Below are 15,403 nucleotides of genomic sequence, written 5' to 3'. Positions count from 1 at the left end.
CTGTCGAACTGAAGCGGCTACGTGCCCGGCAGGTCGAACTCGCCGAGGCCGGCGACGCGCTGTCCCGGGAGCGGGAACAATTGCCGCTCGCTCTGAGGGAAGCGGAGAAGGCGCTCGACTCGGCGCAGAAGGCCCGCGACGCAGTGCCCGCGCTCGTCGATGCCCGGGACCGGGCGGCCGACGCTGCCTCGGCGGCGGCGGATCTCCGCACCCGCCGGGCCGAGCGTGATCGGCTCGAGCGCGGCGTGCTCGATGCCCGGCAACAGCACCAGGACGCGCGCGAGCACTGGCTCGACCTGCTGCAACGTCGGATCGCAGGCATGGCCGCCGAATTGGCAGGCACGCTCGAGGACGGTGTCCCGTGCCAGGTGTGCGGTTCGCCCGAGCACCCGCAGCCTGCCGAACCGTCCGAGCTGTCGGTCACGAAGGCCGACGAGGACAAGGCCCTCGCGGCGGAGCAGAAGGCCGCGGCGGCGCTGACGACCGCGACCGAGAAGCTGGGCGCGGTGGAGCGCGCGATCGACGTGCTCGTCCAGCGCGGCGGCGACGGTGACGCGGACGAACTCGCGCAGGCACTCACGACCGCGGAGGCGGCGGTGGGGGAGGCGACTGCGCTCGGCGACGAGGTCGAGCGTCGGTCCGCATCACTCACCGAACTGCGGGACCGCGAGAGTCACCTGCAGGAACGGTCCCGGGACCTGGGCGTCGACGCCGCCACCGTGGCCGAGAGGATCACGGCGAACACGACACAGCTCGGGGAGATCCGGGCCCGGGTGAGCGAGGCGGCGGGCGACGACCCGAGCGTGGAGGCACGCCGCGCACGACTCGACGCGCTTGCGGAGTCCGCATCCGAACTGCTCGACGCGCGGGACGCCGGTGCCGGAGCCGAGTCGGCGGCCCGTGAACTCGCGGCCAAGGCCGAAACACTGGCCGGGGATGCCGGTTTCGACAGCTCTGCCGACGCCGTGGCCGCGGTCCGGACGGCCGCCCGTCAGGGTGAGATCGAGGCCGTCCTCACGGCGGCGCGGGACGCCGAGGTCGGGGCGCGCAGCGTGCTCGACGACCCCGAGGTCGTTGCCGTCGCCGAGGCAGATCCCGTGGAACTGGCGTCCGTCCAGCACGCGCACGACGTGGCCGCGGAGGTCGTGAACGTCGCCGTCGCGGCGGCATCCGACGCCGAGCGCCGACTGCTCGATCTGGAACGGTTCGTCGGTCAACTCGACAAGGCCGCCGAGGCGATTGCGCCGATGCAGGCCGCGCACGAGGAGTTGGCCGCCCTCGCCGAGGTGATCGCGGGCCGTGGCCAGAACGCCAGGAAGATGTCGCTGCGGTCGTATGTGCTGGCGGCCCGGCTGGAAGAGGTGGCCGTCTCGGCATCCGCGCGGCTCGGCCGGATGTCGGCGGGACGGTACGAGTTCGTCCACAGCGACGAGGCCGGTCCGCGAGGCCGCCGCGGTGGCCTGGGGCTGGACATCCGCGACGACTACACCGGAGTGGTGCGTTCGGCCAAGACCCTGTCCGGCGGTGAGTCGTTCCTGGCGTCGCTGTCGCTGGCGCTCGGTCTCGCCGATGTCGTCGCGGCGGAGTCGGGAGGCGTTGTCCTCGACACGATGTTCATCGACGAGGGATTCGGCACCCTCGACGCGGACACCCTCGATTCGGTGATGGGCGTCCTCGACGAGCTTCGTGACGGTGGCCGGGTGGTCGGGATCGTCAGTCACGTCGACGAGATGCGTCAGCGAATCCCGAGCCGGCTGCACGTGATTCGCGGACGCACCGGCTCCACGGTGGAGGTCGTCGCCGGCTGAGTGCCGGTCAGTCCGCCTTGGGCGCGACGGCGGCCTCGTCGACGGTGACGCCCTCCCGTTCGGCGTCGTCGAGGTCGTCGTTCGCGGCGACGGCGTCGGCGATGTTGCTTTCGGCGCTGTGCTCGTCGATCTGCTCACCGATGTAGCGCACCACCACCGCGGCGACGGCGGCGGTGGGCACCGCGAGGAAGGCGCCGACGATCCCGAACACGGAGCCACCGGCGGTCACGGCGAGCAGAACCACGACGGCGTGAAGTTTCATGCTCTTGCTCTGGAGTACGGGCTGCAGCACGTTGCCCTCGATCTGCTGCACCACGAGGATGATGATCAGCACGATCACGGCGGTGGTGAGACCGTTGGCCACCAACGCGACGAGCACGGCGAGAGCACCGGCGACGAACGCACCGACGATCGGGACGAAGCCACCGATGAACGTCAGGATCGCGAGGACCGGTGCAAGCGGCACACCGAGAATGAGCAGTCCGGCGCCGATGAAGACGGCGTCGATGAGGCTGACCAGTGCCTGCGTCCGGATGAACCCTCCGAGCGTGTCCCACATGCGGCCCAGCACCACTTCGAGGTGACGGCCCGCGCGGCCGCCGCCGACGGAGTGCAGCCACGGGATGAACCGCGGGCCGTCCTTGATGAAGAAGAACGACAGCACCAGCACGAGGCCGAGCGTGAGCAGCAGGGAGCTGGCGGTGCTGACCCCGGTGAACACACCGGACGCGATGACCGTCCCACTTTCCTGCACCTTCACGACGATCGTGTGGATGCCCTGGTCGATCTGATCGTCCTGCAGGTTGATCGGCGGACCCTTCAACCAGTCCTGCACCTGGTTGATGCCCTGGGTGGCCTTGTTGGCCAGCTCGGGTGCCTGGTTGACGACGGACGGCACGATGCCCGCGATGATTCCGGCGACGACGGCGATGAACACGACGAGCGACGTCGCGGCGGCCGCCGCCGGGGGGATACGCCGTCTCGTCATCGCCCGCGTCGGCGGCCACAGCACCGTGCACACCACGACGGCCAGCAGCACGGGGAGGACGATCACCCACAGCTTTTCGATGATCCACCCGAACAACAACGCGCCCAGCGAGATGGCCACGAGGACCAGCGACCACTTGGCCACCCACATCGCACCCACCCCGATGAGATGCCCGCGGTCCGGTTTCGTGATTGCGGTCCCGGACGGCGCCGGGGCTTCCTTCTCCGTCACAGATGGTCCTCCCTGCCGTGTCTGCTCAGCCGATCAGTACTGACAGTACTGGGGGACGCCGGGACGGCCCGGTGAGGTCAGCAGCAGCGGGCGCCCGGGTTCGCGTCGGCGTCCGCGTAGCGCGCCTTCCAGTACTCGCGCTCGGTCGGCACCTCGGCGTCCGGATGGTTCCGGCGAAGGTGTTCGACATACCTGCTGTAGTCGTGGTCGCCCATCAGCGACCCCGTCCACCACCAGGCGGTCCGGACGGCCCCCACAACCCTATTCATCATGGTGATGTGCCCTGTCCGTGTGAGTGTGTGCAGCACCGGGTGCGCGCACGACGCCCGACGCGATGAGTTCGTTCCATTCCTTGTCGAGTTCCTTCTCGGCGGCGGTGGGGACGAACCCGGCGGGAGCGAAGATTTTCGACGGCTGCTCGGGTGACTCGGTGGTCGGCAGTCCACCTGCCCGGAATGCCTTGATGCAGACGAGCGCTCCGGCCACCACGACGACGAGGACGAGTGCGGCGAACACGATCGACAGGGTGCCCTGGATGAAGGTGTTGCGGATGACGGCGTCGATGGCCTCGGGGGTCTTGGCGGAACCGAAGCTGGTCTTGCCGGCTTCCTTCGCCTCCTTGAACGCGGCGTGCTGGGACCAGTAGCCGACGGCGGTGTTGCCGGAGAAGATCTTCTGCCAGGACGCCGTCATGGTGACGATCAGGTCCCAGACGAGGGGAACGCCGGGAATCCATGCCCATTTGAAGAGACCCCTCTTCATGACGATGGCGAGGACCACCGTCAGGGCGATCGCGGCGAGCAGCTGGTTCGCGATGCCGAAGAGCGGGAACAGGGTGTTGATGCCGCCGAGCGGGTCGGTGACGCCCATGAGCAGGATGGCGCCCCACAGTCCGACGACGGCCAGCGAGCACACCCAGGCTCCGACGCGCCACGACGGATCCTTGAACTTGCGGGCGGGTCCACCGAAGTTGCCGAGCGAGTCCGACAGCATGAACCGGGCGACACGGGTGCCTGCGTCGACGGTGGTGAGGATGAACAGCGCCTCGAACATGATCGCGAAGTGATACCAGAACGACTTGAGGGCGGCGCCGCCGAGGAACTGGCTGAGCACTTCCGACATGCCGAACGCGAGCGTCGGGGCACCGCCGGTGCGGGAGATGATCGACTCCTCGCCCACGTTCTCCGCGGCCTGCGAGAGGGTGTCGGGGTTGATGTTCGGGCTGGACAGTCCGAGGCCGTTCACGTATGCGGCGGCCGTGTCGGGGGTCCCGCCGGTGAGGGTGGCCGGCGCGTTGAGCGCGAAGTACAGGTGCTGGTCGATGATGCACGCGGTGACGAGCGCCATGATCGCGACGAACGACTCGGTGAGCATGCCCCCGTATCCGATCAGCCGCATCTGCTTTTCCTTCGCCAGCAGCTTGGGCGTGGTGCCGGAGGAGATGAGGGCGTGGAAGCCGGACAGCGCGCCGCACGCGATCGTGATGAACAGGAACGGGAACAGGGAGCCCGCGAACGCGGGGCCGTTGCCCTGGATGGCGAACGTCGTGACGTCGGGCATCTTGATGGTGGGCTGCGCGACCAGGATGCCGATGGCCAGCAGGATGATCGTGCCGATCTTCATGAACGTCGACAGGTAGTCGCGCGGGGCCAGCAGCAGCCACACGGGCAGGACGGATGCGGCGAAACCGTAGGCGATCATCAGCCAGGCGATGGTCACCTTGGAGAGCGTGAACCAGTCGGCGCCCCAACCGGTGTCGGCGACCCAGCCGCCGGACACGATGGCGAGGAGCAGCAGCACGACGCCGATCAGCGACACCTCCGCGACCTTGCCCGGGCGCAGGTACCGCAGGTAGACGCCCATGAACAGGGCGATCGGGATGGTCATGGCGATCGAGAAGACGCCCCACGGGCTTTCCGCGAGCGCGTTGACGACGACGAGGGCGAGCACTGCGATGAGGATGATCATGATGACGAAGACGCCGATCATGGCGGCCACACCGCCGACGAGGCCGAGTTCGTCGCGGGCCATCTGACCGAGGCTGCGTCCGCGGCGTTTCGTCGAGATCCACAGGACGAGGAAGTCCTGGACCGCTCCGGCGAAGACGACTCCGATGATGATCCACAGCGTGCCGGGCAGGTAGCCCATCTGCGCGGCGAGGACGGGACCGACGAGGGGACCTGCGCCGGCGATGGCGGCGAAGTGGTGCCCGAACAGCACCCGCCGGTCCGTCGGCATGTAGTCCTTGCCGTTCTCCAGGATCTCGGCGGGGGTGGCCCGGTCGTCACGGGGCTGGACGAGTTTGCGTTCGATCAGCCGCGCGTAGAAGCGGTAGGCGATGAGGTACGTGCAGACGGCGGCCACCACGAACCAGACGGCGTTGATGTTCTCGCCGCGGATGAACGCGATCATCACCCAGGCGATGCCACCGAGGAGGCCGAGGACGGCGAACGTGATCCGTGCCGCCGGTGAGATGGGGGTGCGGTCCACGACGCCGACCGCTGGCAGATCCGGATCCGTTTTCAGGTACTCGATCTCGGATTCGGGGGCGGCTCTCAGGGCCATCGCGAACTCCTTCCCAGCGCCCCCGTCGTCATTGTGTGCCAGGGGTGACGCCGTCGACAGATGCCACATCTTTTGTGGCCCCCGTCACCCTATTGTGCCGACGTTCGGTTCGACGAAAAAACGACGTCAGAAGCGAGACGAATCGGCGTCGATCCAGTCGGTGAGCCAATCCGACGGCGGATCCTCGAGCAGTTCGCCGGGCATCAGCCACTCGTACAGTTCCGCGTAGGTGCGCGTGGTGACGCCGTCGATCCGGCGGTTGAGCATCGACGGTGTCAGTTGGTCGAAGCTGTCGAGACCCATCGATGCCACCATCTGCTGGGCGCCGGCCACCGTCGACTTCTGGAACCGGAACACCCTGGCCGCCTTGTCGGGGACGTCGAGCGCGCGGGTCCGCGCCGGGTCCTGCGTCGTCACCCCGACGGGGCAGCGGTTGGTGTGGCACATCTGCGCTTGGATGCATCCGACGGCGAACATCATCGCGCGGGCGGCCAGGGTGAAGTCGGCGCCCTGGATGATCCGTTTGACGATGTCGGATGCGCTGGCGACCTTCCCGGACGCGCCGATCTTGATGCGGTTCCGCAGTCCGGCGCCGGTGAGCGCGTTGTGCACGAGCATCAGCCCCTCGGTGAGGGGCATGCCCATGTTGTCCTCGAATTCCACTGGACCTGCACCGGTTCCGCCCTCGGAGCCGTCGACGATGACGAAGTCCGGGGTGACGTCGCGTTCGAGCATCGCCTTGCAGATGCCGAGGAACTCGGTGCGCGATCCGACGCACAATTTGAACCCGACGGGTTTGCCGCCGGAGAGCTTTCGCAGGGTAACGATGAAGTCGATCAGCTCGTTCGGGGTGGAGAACGCGGTGTGCGAGGGCGGGGAGATCACCGTCTTCCCGACCGGCACGCCGCGCGTCTCGGCAATCTCCCGCGACACCTTCGCCCCGGGCAGCACACCGCCGAGCCCGGGTTTCGCGCCCTGCGACAACTTGATCGAAATCGCCTTCACCTGCTCTGAGGCTGCATGTTCGGCGAACTTGCCGGGATCGAAGTGGCCGTCGTTCGTCCGGCAGCCGAAGTAGCCGGACGCGATCTCCCAGATCAGGTCGCCGCCGTGCTTGCGGTGGTACGGGCTGATCGCGCCCTCGCCGGTGTCGTGCGCGAACCCGCCGCGCGCGGCCCCGGCGTTGAGGGCTTCGATGGCGTTCGCGGAGAGCGAGCCGAAGCTCATCGCCGACACGTTGAGAAGCGCGATGTCGTAGGGCCGTTCGCAGTCGGGGCCGCCGACGCGGACGGTCGGCGGCTCGGGCGGTGCCATCCGGGCGCGCAGCGAATGGGCCATGAACTCGTAGCCGACGGCGTGCACGTCCCGCTCGGTGCCGAACGGCTCCTCGGCGAGGGTCCCCTTGGCCCGCTCGTAGACGAGGTCGCGGGTGTCGCGGTCGAAGGGCGTTCCATCCGTGGATGATTCAATGAAGTACTGCTGGATCTCGGGGCGGATCTTCTCGAGCAGGAACCGTGCGTGCCCCAGCACCGGGTAGTTCCGCAGAATGCTGTGCCGCCGTTGCAGCAGATCCCATGTCCCGAGGGCTGCGAGTGCGAGGAGGACGACCGCGGCGAACCACCACCCGGTGGCTACGCCGAGGGTCACGGCGAGCGCGCCCAGTCCGAGGATCCATATCGCGAGGACGATCAACCAGCGGGTCACTCGCTGAGACTAGAACCTCACGTGAGTGCCGACGCGTACTCCGGCGCACTTTCCCACTCACGGGGGAGACAGGTGGGATAGTGGACGCACGAGGTCAGCTGCCACGACAGGGGGATGTCATGTCGGAGTCACCGAGCAATCCGGAATCGTCGAGCAATCCGGTGCCGCCGAAGCCCGGCGACACGGGTGCGTACGGCTACCAGTACCCCACGCAACAGCAGCCGACGCAGTCGCAGGCGTACCCGGGCCAGTACGGCCCACCGCCGCTGCCGCCCTCGAACGCCGGGTGGGCGGTGGCCGCCGTCCTCTTCTTCTGGCCGCTCGCATTCGCCGCGTTCAACCACGTCCACGACGTGTACCCGAAGTGGGCGATGGGCGACTACCAGGGCGCCCAGTACGCGTCCGACCGCGCCAAGGCGCTCGGCAAGATCGCCCTGTGGATCTGGGTGGCGCTGATCGTCGTCTTCGTCATCGGGTACGCCATCCTGATCATCGCCCTCGTCGCGAACAGCAATACCTCCAGCTGGTGAGGCCGATGGTCGTTGATCGGACGCCGACGCCGTAGAATCCAACGACCGTGAGCCTTACCCTCGGAATCGTCGGACTGCCCAACGTCGGCAAGTCCACCTTGTTCAACGCGCTGACCAACAACGACGTGCTGGCCGCGAACTACCCGTTCGCGACCATCGAACCCAACGTCGGCCTGGTCGAACTGCCCGATCCGCGGCTGTCCGAGCTCGCCCGGATCTTCGGTTCCGAGCGCATCCTGCCCGCCACGGTGTCGTTCGTCGACATCGCCGGCATCGTCAAGGGCGCCTCCGAGGGCGCCGGCCTCGGCAACAAGTTCCTCGCCAACATCCGCGAGGCCGACGCCATCTGCCAGGTGGTTCGCGTCTTCAACGACGACGACGTCGTGCACGTCGACGGCCGCGTCGACCCGGCATCCGACATCGAGGTGATCGAGACCGAGCTCGTCATCGCCGACATGCAGACGCTGGAGAAGGCCCTGCCGCGCCTGGAGAAGGAAGCGAAGAAGAACAAGGAACTCAAGCCCATCCACGAGGAGGCGCTGAAGGCGCAGGAAGTCCTCGACGAGGGCAAGACCCTGTTCAGCGCGAAGGACAAGCTGGACTTCGCGCTGCTGCGCGAGCTGAGCCTGCTCACCACCAAGCCGTTCCTCTACGTGTTCAACGCCGACGAGGCCGTGCTCACCGACGACGCGAAGGTCGCCGAACTGCGCGCCTCCGTCGCCCCCGCGGACGCCGTGTTCCTCGACGCCAAGGTCGAGCAGGAGCTGCTCGAGCTGGACGAAGAGGACCGGCAGGAGATGCTCGACTCCATCGGACAGTCCGAGCCCGGCCTGCACGCACTCGCCCGCACCGGCTTCCACACCCTCGGCCTGCAGACCTACCTCACCGCCGGTCCCAAGGAATCCCGCGCCTGGACCATCCACAAGGGCGACACCGCCCCGCAGGCCGCCGGCGTCATCCACACCGACTTCGAGCGCGGCTTCATCAAGGCCGAGATCGTCTCCTTCGACGACCTCGTCGCCGCCGGATCCATGGCCGCCGCCAAGGCCGCAGGCAAGGTCCGCATGGAGGGCAAGGACTACATCATGGCCGACGGCGACGTGGTGGAGTTCCGCTTCAACGTTTAGAACCCCTGGTCACCACCCTGTTTTGGGTCCTCGGTACGCAGTGGGTACGCAGCGGACTGCAGCGACGACCGGAAGAGTGCCTCGGCCGCGTTGCGAGTACGGTCGCTCGCGTCCGGCCACAGGTGGGCGTAGGTGTTCAGCGTGACGGTGGGGGAGCTGTGCCCCAGCGCCTTCTGCACCGTCACGACGTCGCAGCCCGCCGCGATGAGGCCGGACGCGTAGAAGTGCCGCAAGTGATGGAGATGCAGATCGTCGACTCCGACGGCTTTGCGCGTCTTGCGCCATCTGTAGCCGACCGAGTTCTGGTGCCAGGGGTGCTCGCCCTCGCCGGGGAACATCCAACCGGCAGGGTCGGTGCCAGCTCGCCAGTGGGCGATGTGGAGCGACAGCAACTCGAGTAGCCCGTTGGGTGCGGGGATCACGCGCTCGGAGCCGTACTTCGGTGCCCGGAGCTCGACGGCCCCGCCGTTGGCTCGCTGCACCTGACGCCGAACGTTGACCTCGCGACGCAGGAAGTCGACGTCGCCGACCTGTAGCGCCGCGGCTTCACCCAGTCGAAGGCCAGCGTAGGCGCAGAGCCCGACGAACGCGTCGAAGTCCACGTCGGCGGCCTGGACGAGCGCGCCGACCTGTTCTGCGGTGGGGATGATCATCGCGGAATCGGCGCGGCGCCGGCGGGGGAGCGCGATCTTCTCGGACGGGTCTTCGGCGAGGACCTTGTCTCGGCGCGCTGCGCGCAGCACCGAGCGTGGGACAGGAGTCGAGCTGGAACCCCCTCGCGCGCAACCCAAGCTCGGGAGCGTTCGGCCTCTTCCAGTTCCTCGGCTCGACGAAGGACGCCTACCTACCTGACGAGAACCCCAACCCAGGGATTCAGGGCGCGGCCGGCGCCCGCTACATCCGCGACCGGTACGGCCTCCCGACCGCAGCAAAGGCGTTCTGGGAGAACCACAACTGGTACGACAACGGCGGGATCTTCTCGAACAACTCGATCGGCATCAATCAGTCCGGCAAGCCAGAGGCCGTTCTCACGAACGACCAGTGGAACCTTTTCGCAGCGTTCAACAAAACGCTCGCCGAGGTCGGACCGAAGTTCATCGAGAAGGTCGGCGACATCGTGCCCTCGGCCGCGACGGACATCTTCGGCATGGAGGGCACCCTGCTCGATCCGGGGCACCGGTACTGGCAGGCCGCACGCGACGTCGCGAAGGGATTCGCGGACAAGCGCGCCGAGATGGACAAGGCCCAAGTCGAGCAGGGCGCACCGCAGAAGATCGACAACTCGATCAACATCGGTCAGGTCCAGACGATGAGCCTCGAGGAAATGCGTCGTCAGCTCCAACTCATGCAGGCGCAGCAAGTCGCGTCGTTCTCCAGGCGATAACGGCGACATCCCCAGCAGCACAGCCACACACAGGAGGTATGAAGGATGGCCTACACGAAGCAGACGTGGATGAAAAAGCCGCACGTCGTCACCGCGTCCGACGGGGGTGTCCTGTGAAGAACGTCGAGCGGATCGAAGGCACCGACTTCTACGGGCTGCACACGGGCAACCACGGGAAGATCGGCGACCCCCATCCCCAGTACGGCCAGAAGCTCCGCAAGGCGGGCGCGACGTCGACGGGCACCATGCCCGACAGCACGACGGCCGCGGACATCGCCGGTATGGGGTTTACGTTCACCGTGCCGGTCGACGGCACGACCTACGAGGTCGCGGCCGAGATGGACCTGGAGACCCCCGGCGGCGTCACGGTGTACGCCGCGACCCTCTACCTCGGCAGCGTCGCGCAGAGCCCGAACCTGGCAGTCCAAGTCGACCAGCGCCACGCGGATGCTGCCCCGGAAGACCTGGGTGCTGACCGGGCTCACGCCCGGCGTACACAGCGTGCTCCTGCGGCACCGCAAGCTCGCCACTGGCGGCAACACCTGGACGGTCTACAACAACAGTCAGCTCCTGGTCAAAGGGCCGTAGGCGGCAAAGGCCCTCGTCCGCACGATGGACGGGGGCGTGCTGTCGAGCATTCGTCGCCACACGGACGCCGACAGGTCGATAATCGAAACAGGTCGGGGTGACCGCGAGATAGGTGGTATTCCGATGATCGGATTCGGCCCGGACTGGAGTTACTGGTTCCCGTTCCTTGTGCCGCTCGTGCTGTGGTGGAACTCCTGGCACTGACCAGCCCTTCTCGGTGACAGCAACGAAGGAGGAACCATGCAACTGCAGATGTGGATCTGGCAGCAGCTCGGCGACCACGTTTGGTACATCCCGATCCCCGGCTTCCGGGAGTGGATGGGGATCGGGTAGGTGCCGAACGAAAGGGAGATCGAGATGGATGCCTTCACTCACCTGGTCGGGGATAGCTGGAGCATGTGGTCGCCGTTTCCACCGGTGGTCACTTCTTGGCTGGTCGACGTAGTGGATCAACTGTGGAGGATGGGGATCATCGCCGGGTGATCGGAGTGCAGTGGTGTGGCACCGCTCGGTACGCAGCGGGTACGCAGCACTCCCGAGGCCTGTCGGTGCTCGCCAACGCTATCAACGGTCGAAGTCGCAGGTAGGTGCGATTTGCCAACAATCGCCAACTCCAGCAAACGCCCAGCGCTGAGTTCCGCTTCAACGTCTGACGGCGGTTCCTCGCACGAGCACGCCGACCACCCCTGCGCCGACGAGTGAGATCAGCCCCGTGGTGACGGCGGCGTAGTTCCAGCCCGACACCATGCCGTCGACGGTGCCTACCGGGTCGAGAGCGATGATGCTGACGACGGTGACGCCGATGGACGAGCCGAGGTAGCGGGCGGTGTTGTTGGCGCCGCTGCCGAGTCCGCCCTGATCGGCGGGCACGCTGGCGACTGCTTGGCGGCCGAGGCCGGCGTTGAGGAGCCCGCTGGCGACGCCGGCGAGCAGCAGTCCCGGGACGAGGCGCAGCAGGGACGAGTCGGGGGTGAGGCCCGTCATCGTGAGCATCGCGAGGCCGACACCGGCGAGTCCGAGGACGAGTTGCGGTGACCCGGCGAGCCGAGCCGGCAGTGTCCGCGCCAGCAGCGATGCCACGACGCTGGTGCCCGACCACAGCGCGATCACCCCGGCTGCGGCCAGCGTGCTGACGTGCATCGTCTTGACCAGGAACGTGCACGCGAACGACATCAGACCGATGATGCCCGCCCCGGTCGCGAGGGCCGCGAGGGTGGCGGCCAGGAAGTCGCGTCGGCGGAACAACGCGAGGTCGAGCATCGGGAACGGTCGTCGCCGCTCGACCGCGACGAAGGCGAGGGTGAACACGGCAGCGCCGACGCCGCAGAGCACGGTGGCGGCGAGGTTGCCCTGCCTGCCCTCGACGAGTGCGACGAGCACCAGGACCATCGCGGCGCACAGCGTGACCGCTCCCGGGACGTCGATCCGCTTCGGGACGGCGGAGCGTGACTCCGCGAGCGCACGCGTCGCGACCTGTCCGATCACGAGCGATGCGACGGCGAGTGCCCAGTACAGGCCGCGCCACCACCCGGCGAGGTCGAGGAGGCCGGCGAGGACCGGACCGACGGTGATGCCGGCGCCGACGCTCGCGCCCCAGATTCCACTAGCCGTCGCCCTTGCCGCCGGCGTGGTGAAGGCGTGTGCGACGGCGCCGAGGCTGGCCGCGATCAGTGCCGCGCCCGCCACTCCCTGGATCAGTCGTCCGACGATGAACAGGACGGGTTCCTGACTGACCGCGCCGACCACCGCGCCCAGGACGAGAAGCCAGGCACCCCAGTGGAACACCCGGCGCCTGCCGTAGTCGTCGGCGAGTGCGCCCGCAGTCAGTAGGACCGCGGCGAGGCCGACGCTCATCGAACTGAGAATCCACGTCTGCGCTGCCGGCCCTGCCGACAGTGCCGCGGCAACGGTGGGCATGTTGCCGAGCGGGGCGCAGAACGCGACCAGGGCGACGAACGTCCCGAGCGACGCGACGGCCAGCGTGGTCCTCGGGCGGGGTGTGCGTGCGCGGATCGGTGGGGCAACCGCAGTTGGTCTGTTCACAAGACTGAACTTAGAACCAATTTGGTCTGGTGACAAGACTGAATTGCGATAGCATGTGGGCGTGGCACTGGGAACCGGGTACTCGCAGCAGAACTGCAACCTCGCTCGCGCCCTCGAAGTGGTGGGTGAGCGGTGGACGATGCTCGTGCTGCGCGACTGTTTCTACGGGGTCCGCCGCTTCAGTGATCTGCTCGCCCATCTCGACATCTCGCGCGCCGTCCTGACGGATCGGCTGACCGCTCTCGTCGAGGCCCGTGTCCTCGTCCGTGTCGCCGACGGCGGTCATCCCGAGTACGAGCTCACCGAGGCCGGAAAGGCGCTGTGGCCGAGCATCTATGCGCTGTCGCAATGGGGTGAGCAGTACGTGTCGCCCGGCAGTTACCCGGGCCGCGTGTTCTCGCACGCGGAGTGCGGAACGCAACTCGATCGTTTCGGGCGATGCCCCGACTGCGGCACGATCCCGGGCCCCGAGGACCTGGTGGTCGCGCCCGGGCCGGGGGAGGCCGTCCGTCCCCGCAGCGACGCCGTCGCCGTGGCCCTGCGTGCACCCCGCCGGATGCTCACTCCGCTGCGTCCGCGCAGCGACGCCTGATCGGCGCGACCCTTACGCCGCGACGGGCAGGGCCGGTTCGAACGTCGCCCGCACCTGCAGCCATTGGGCGAGGATCTGGCATCCGGTGAGCCCGCTCGCATCGAGGGGTTCGCTGGCGTACGCGACGTGCCGCCCGCCCCGCGCATTGACGACGCGCACACCGCGCCAGGCGAGGCGCGGCGGTAGGTAGCCGAGCACCTCGATCGCCGCGGTCCGCAGTCGACGCAGGTCGGTGCGCCACTGCCGAGGGCTGACGCGGGTTTTGGTCGCGTTCTGGAAGCTGTTGTTGCGGATCAGTTCCCACGTTTGGGCGAGCCACGTCCGCAGCGCGCGAAACGACATCCACCGGGTGAGGTCCGCGATGTCGCGGACGTAGCTGTCTTCGCTGGCATTGCAGATCATGTCGTCCGGGTGCGCGATCCACTGGACCGGAACGGAGTCGGGGATCGGGGCGCCGTCGCCCGCGACACCGCGCCCGCGGCAGCCCGGCACCACCCCCGCGGGTTGCTCGGGGTCGGAGACGAGACCCACCGCGGAGAGGTTGTCGGCGCGCAGGGCGCCGGTGGCGATCTGCCCGAGCACCTCACGGATCACGGTGCATCCCTGCGAGTAGCCGATCAGCATGACCGGTCCCGGAGCGTCCTCCATGGCGTCGATCAAGCGGCGGACGCCGACCTCGGTGCTCTGCCGGTAGCTGAGCCCACCCGCGGCGACCGGCCCGTACGACGCCGGATAGCCGACCCACCGCGACACGAACCGGTCGTCGAGGGCATCGGTGACGTCACGCAACAGTCCGGAGACGTGGCGTCGGTGGTCATCGGGGTGGGACTCTCCGGTGCCACCGACGGCGAGAACGGTCACCTGGAACATGGCTCCCATCATGCCGACCGCGAGTAAGGATCCGTTCGATCGACCCTGAGAAGTTCCTGGCAATCGGACGCCGTGGGTTGTCACCCGATCGCCAGCGCGATCAAGGCCACCAGCGGGGGCACACTCTGCGACAGTGCGCCGACGACGCCGTCCCCGCGCTGTCGGCTGAGCGCCATCCGGTCCGACACGGCCAGGGCGATGCCGGCCAGGAACATGAAGAGGCAGGTGTAGACGACGAGGGTGCGACCCGGAGTGTCGTGACCCGCCCACCACAGGACGACGCCGGCGATGGCGCCGGAACCGAGGAACAGGTTGTAGAAGCCGACGTTGAACGCCCACAGATGGGCGGCGGGCACATCGCTGCCGGGGATGCGGAAGATGCCCTCGTGCACCGACGGCCTGCGGAACAGGACCGATTCCCACACGAACGCCAGCAGGTGCACGCCCGCGGCGACCAGTGTGGCGATCTGCGCGACGATGGTCACGGCGCACCCGACCCGGCCGTGAGTTCGACGCCGTACCGCTCGGAGACCTCGTGCAGCAGCCGGTCCATTTCCCCCGGCGCGTGCCTGTCACGGCCGACTGCGTCGAGATCACCGAAGAAGCGGCTGTGGGATGCCCCGGCGGAGACGAGGAGGAAGCCGGCGGACTCGGAGAGGACCGTGAACGTATTCATCGTTCCCGCCTCGATGGCGAGGGTTTCCCCCGCCGCGAGTTCGTACCCGGTGTCTCCGGCCTGGACCAGTATCCGGCCGCGCAGCACGTGGTAGGACTTCGACCACGGCTCGGCGTGCAGTGGGCCGTCCGGTGYGGTCCGGGACGCTTCGACGAGGAAGACTTCGTACGCCCCGCCGGTGTGATCGCCGCCGACCAGGAGCGTGATGTCGGCGTCCGGCGCGGTGAGGCGCCTGCCGTCGCCTGCTCTGTTTACGTGAACGTGGGTGGACATACTGCGACGGTAGGACCGGTGCAC

At 67.9% G+C, this 15,403-nt stretch carries 15 protein-coding genes; 6 read left to right on the top strand and 9 right to left on the bottom strand.

What is annotated here, in order from left to right; all coding sequences use genetic code 11:
- On the top strand, nucleotides 1-1,808 hold a 1,808-nt coding region (locus tag AC1D1G_RS29520), incomplete at its 5' end, for an SbcC/MukB-like Walker B domain-containing protein (RefSeq protein ID WP_477954838.1).
- Nucleotides 1,809-1,815: 7 nt separating this feature from the next.
- On the opposite strand, the gene AC1D1G_RS29515 is transcribed toward AC1D1G_RS29520, so the two are convergent.
- The 4 genes from AC1D1G_RS29515 to AC1D1G_RS29500 form a co-directional block, all read right to left on the bottom strand.
- Nucleotides 1,816-3,027, bottom strand: coding sequence for an AI-2E family transporter (locus tag AC1D1G_RS29515; protein ID WP_009479123.1), 1,212 nt, complete (start codon nucleotides 3,025-3,027; stop codon nucleotides 1,816-1,818).
- Nucleotides 3,028-3,104: 77 nt separating this feature from the next.
- Entirely contained in the window at nucleotides 3,105-3,296 is a 192-nt protein-coding gene (locus tag AC1D1G_RS29510) for a YbdD/YjiX family protein (RefSeq protein ID WP_005239019.1), read from the bottom strand.
- Nucleotides 3,289-5,592: a carbon starvation CstA family protein gene (locus AC1D1G_RS29505; RefSeq protein WP_283352436.1), complete on the bottom strand. Its 2,304-nt coding sequence runs from the start codon at nucleotides 5,590-5,592 to the stop codon at nucleotides 3,289-3,291. Before AC1D1G_RS29505 ends, AC1D1G_RS29510 begins: the two co-directional genes overlap by 8 nt.
- Before the next feature lie 126 nt (nucleotides 5,593-5,718).
- A complete protein-coding gene (locus tag AC1D1G_RS29500) occupies nucleotides 5,719-7,296 on the bottom strand; it encodes an FMN-binding glutamate synthase family protein (protein ID WP_283352435.1) in 1,578 nt (525 codons plus the stop codon).
- A gap of 119 nt (nucleotides 7,297-7,415) precedes the next feature.
- Between AC1D1G_RS29500 and AC1D1G_RS29495 the strand changes: the two genes are divergently transcribed.
- Both AC1D1G_RS29495 and ychF read left to right on the top strand, forming a co-directional pair.
- Nucleotides 7,416-7,826, top strand: coding sequence for a CD225/dispanin family protein (locus AC1D1G_RS29495; protein ID WP_283331343.1), 411 nt, complete (start codon nucleotides 7,416-7,418; stop codon nucleotides 7,824-7,826).
- A gap of 47 nt (nucleotides 7,827-7,873) precedes the next feature.
- A complete protein-coding gene (gene ychF, locus AC1D1G_RS29490) occupies nucleotides 7,874-8,953 on the top strand; it encodes a redox-regulated ATPase YchF (RefSeq protein WP_105421424.1) in 1,080 nt (359 codons plus the stop codon).
- Here ychF and AC1D1G_RS29485 read toward each other — a convergent pair.
- Nucleotides 8,950-9,696, bottom strand: a complete 747-nt coding sequence (locus AC1D1G_RS29485) for a tyrosine-type recombinase/integrase (RefSeq protein WP_283331342.1) — start codon at nucleotides 9,694-9,696, stop codon at nucleotides 8,950-8,952. The two genes, ychF and AC1D1G_RS29485, sit on opposite strands and share 4 nt — an antisense overlap.
- 5 nt (nucleotides 9,697-9,701) lie before the next feature.
- Here AC1D1G_RS29485 and AC1D1G_RS29480 point away from each other — a divergent pair, with 5 nt between their 5' ends.
- Both AC1D1G_RS29480 and AC1D1G_RS29475 read left to right on the top strand, forming a co-directional pair.
- Nucleotides 9,702-10,337 (top strand): aggregation-promoting factor C-terminal-like domain-containing protein, encoded by a 636-nt coding sequence (locus AC1D1G_RS29480; protein ID WP_283352433.1) that lies wholly within the window; start codon nucleotides 9,702-9,704, stop codon nucleotides 10,335-10,337.
- A gap of 113 nt (nucleotides 10,338-10,450) precedes the next feature.
- The gene (locus tag AC1D1G_RS29475; protein WP_477954835.1) at nucleotides 10,451-11,026 is read left to right on the top strand and encodes a hypothetical protein; all 576 of its coding nucleotides are present in this window, start codon (nucleotides 10,451-10,453) and stop codon (nucleotides 11,024-11,026) included.
- Between the two features lie 541 nt (nucleotides 11,027-11,567).
- Here AC1D1G_RS29475 and AC1D1G_RS29470 read toward each other — a convergent pair.
- Nucleotides 11,568-12,968, bottom strand: coding sequence for an MFS transporter (locus tag AC1D1G_RS29470; protein WP_477954834.1), 1,401 nt, complete (start codon nucleotides 12,966-12,968; stop codon nucleotides 11,568-11,570).
- Nucleotides 12,969-13,023: 55 nt separating this feature from the next.
- On the opposite strand from AC1D1G_RS29470, the gene AC1D1G_RS29465 reads away from it, so the two are divergent.
- Nucleotides 13,024-13,560, top strand: a complete 537-nt coding sequence (locus AC1D1G_RS29465; RefSeq protein WP_283331338.1) for a winged helix-turn-helix transcriptional regulator — start codon at nucleotides 13,024-13,026, stop codon at nucleotides 13,558-13,560.
- Between the two features lie 12 nt (nucleotides 13,561-13,572).
- On the opposite strand, the gene AC1D1G_RS29460 is transcribed toward AC1D1G_RS29465, so the two are convergent.
- The 3 genes from AC1D1G_RS29460 to AC1D1G_RS29450 form a co-directional block, all read right to left on the bottom strand.
- Nucleotides 13,573-14,442 carry a cutinase family protein gene (locus tag AC1D1G_RS29460; protein ID WP_280781560.1) on the bottom strand — a complete coding sequence of 290 codons (870 nt, stop codon included), beginning with the start codon at nucleotides 14,440-14,442 and terminating at the stop codon, nucleotides 13,573-13,575.
- A gap of 68 nt (nucleotides 14,443-14,510) precedes the next feature.
- The gene (locus tag AC1D1G_RS29455) at nucleotides 14,511-14,915 is read right to left on the bottom strand and encodes a DUF1304 domain-containing protein (protein WP_283352431.1); all 405 of its coding nucleotides are present in this window, start codon (nucleotides 14,913-14,915) and stop codon (nucleotides 14,511-14,513) included.
- Nucleotides 14,912-15,379 (bottom strand): cupin domain-containing protein, encoded by a 468-nt coding sequence (locus AC1D1G_RS29450; RefSeq protein ID WP_477954839.1) that lies wholly within the window; start codon nucleotides 15,377-15,379, stop codon nucleotides 14,912-14,914. Before AC1D1G_RS29450 ends, AC1D1G_RS29455 begins: the two co-directional genes overlap by 4 nt.
- Between the last annotated feature and the right edge of the window lie 24 nt (nucleotides 15,380-15,403).

It is taken from the genome of Rhodococcus sp. P3_B8, from assembly GCF_056402775.1.
The sequence above is the reverse complement of the archived record's forward strand: the minus strand, read 5'-3'. Positions and strand labels throughout refer to the sequence as shown.

Coding starts and splice junctions, on each gene's coding strand:
- AC1D1G_RS29510 (WP_005239019.1), bottom strand. CDS start 3,296: ATGAATAGGGTTGTGGGGGCCGTCCGGACCGCCTGGTGGTGGACGGGG.
- AC1D1G_RS29505 (WP_283352436.1), bottom strand. CDS start 5,592: ATGGCCCTGAGAGCCGCCCCCGAATCCGAGATCGAGTACCTGAAAACG.
- AC1D1G_RS29495 (WP_283331343.1), top strand. CDS start 7,416: ATGTCGGAGTCACCGAGCAATCCGGAATCGTCGAGCAATCCGGTGCCG.
- AC1D1G_RS29460 (WP_280781560.1), bottom strand. CDS start 14,442: ATGATGGGAGCCATGTTCCAGGTGACCGTTCTCGCCGTCGGTGGCACC.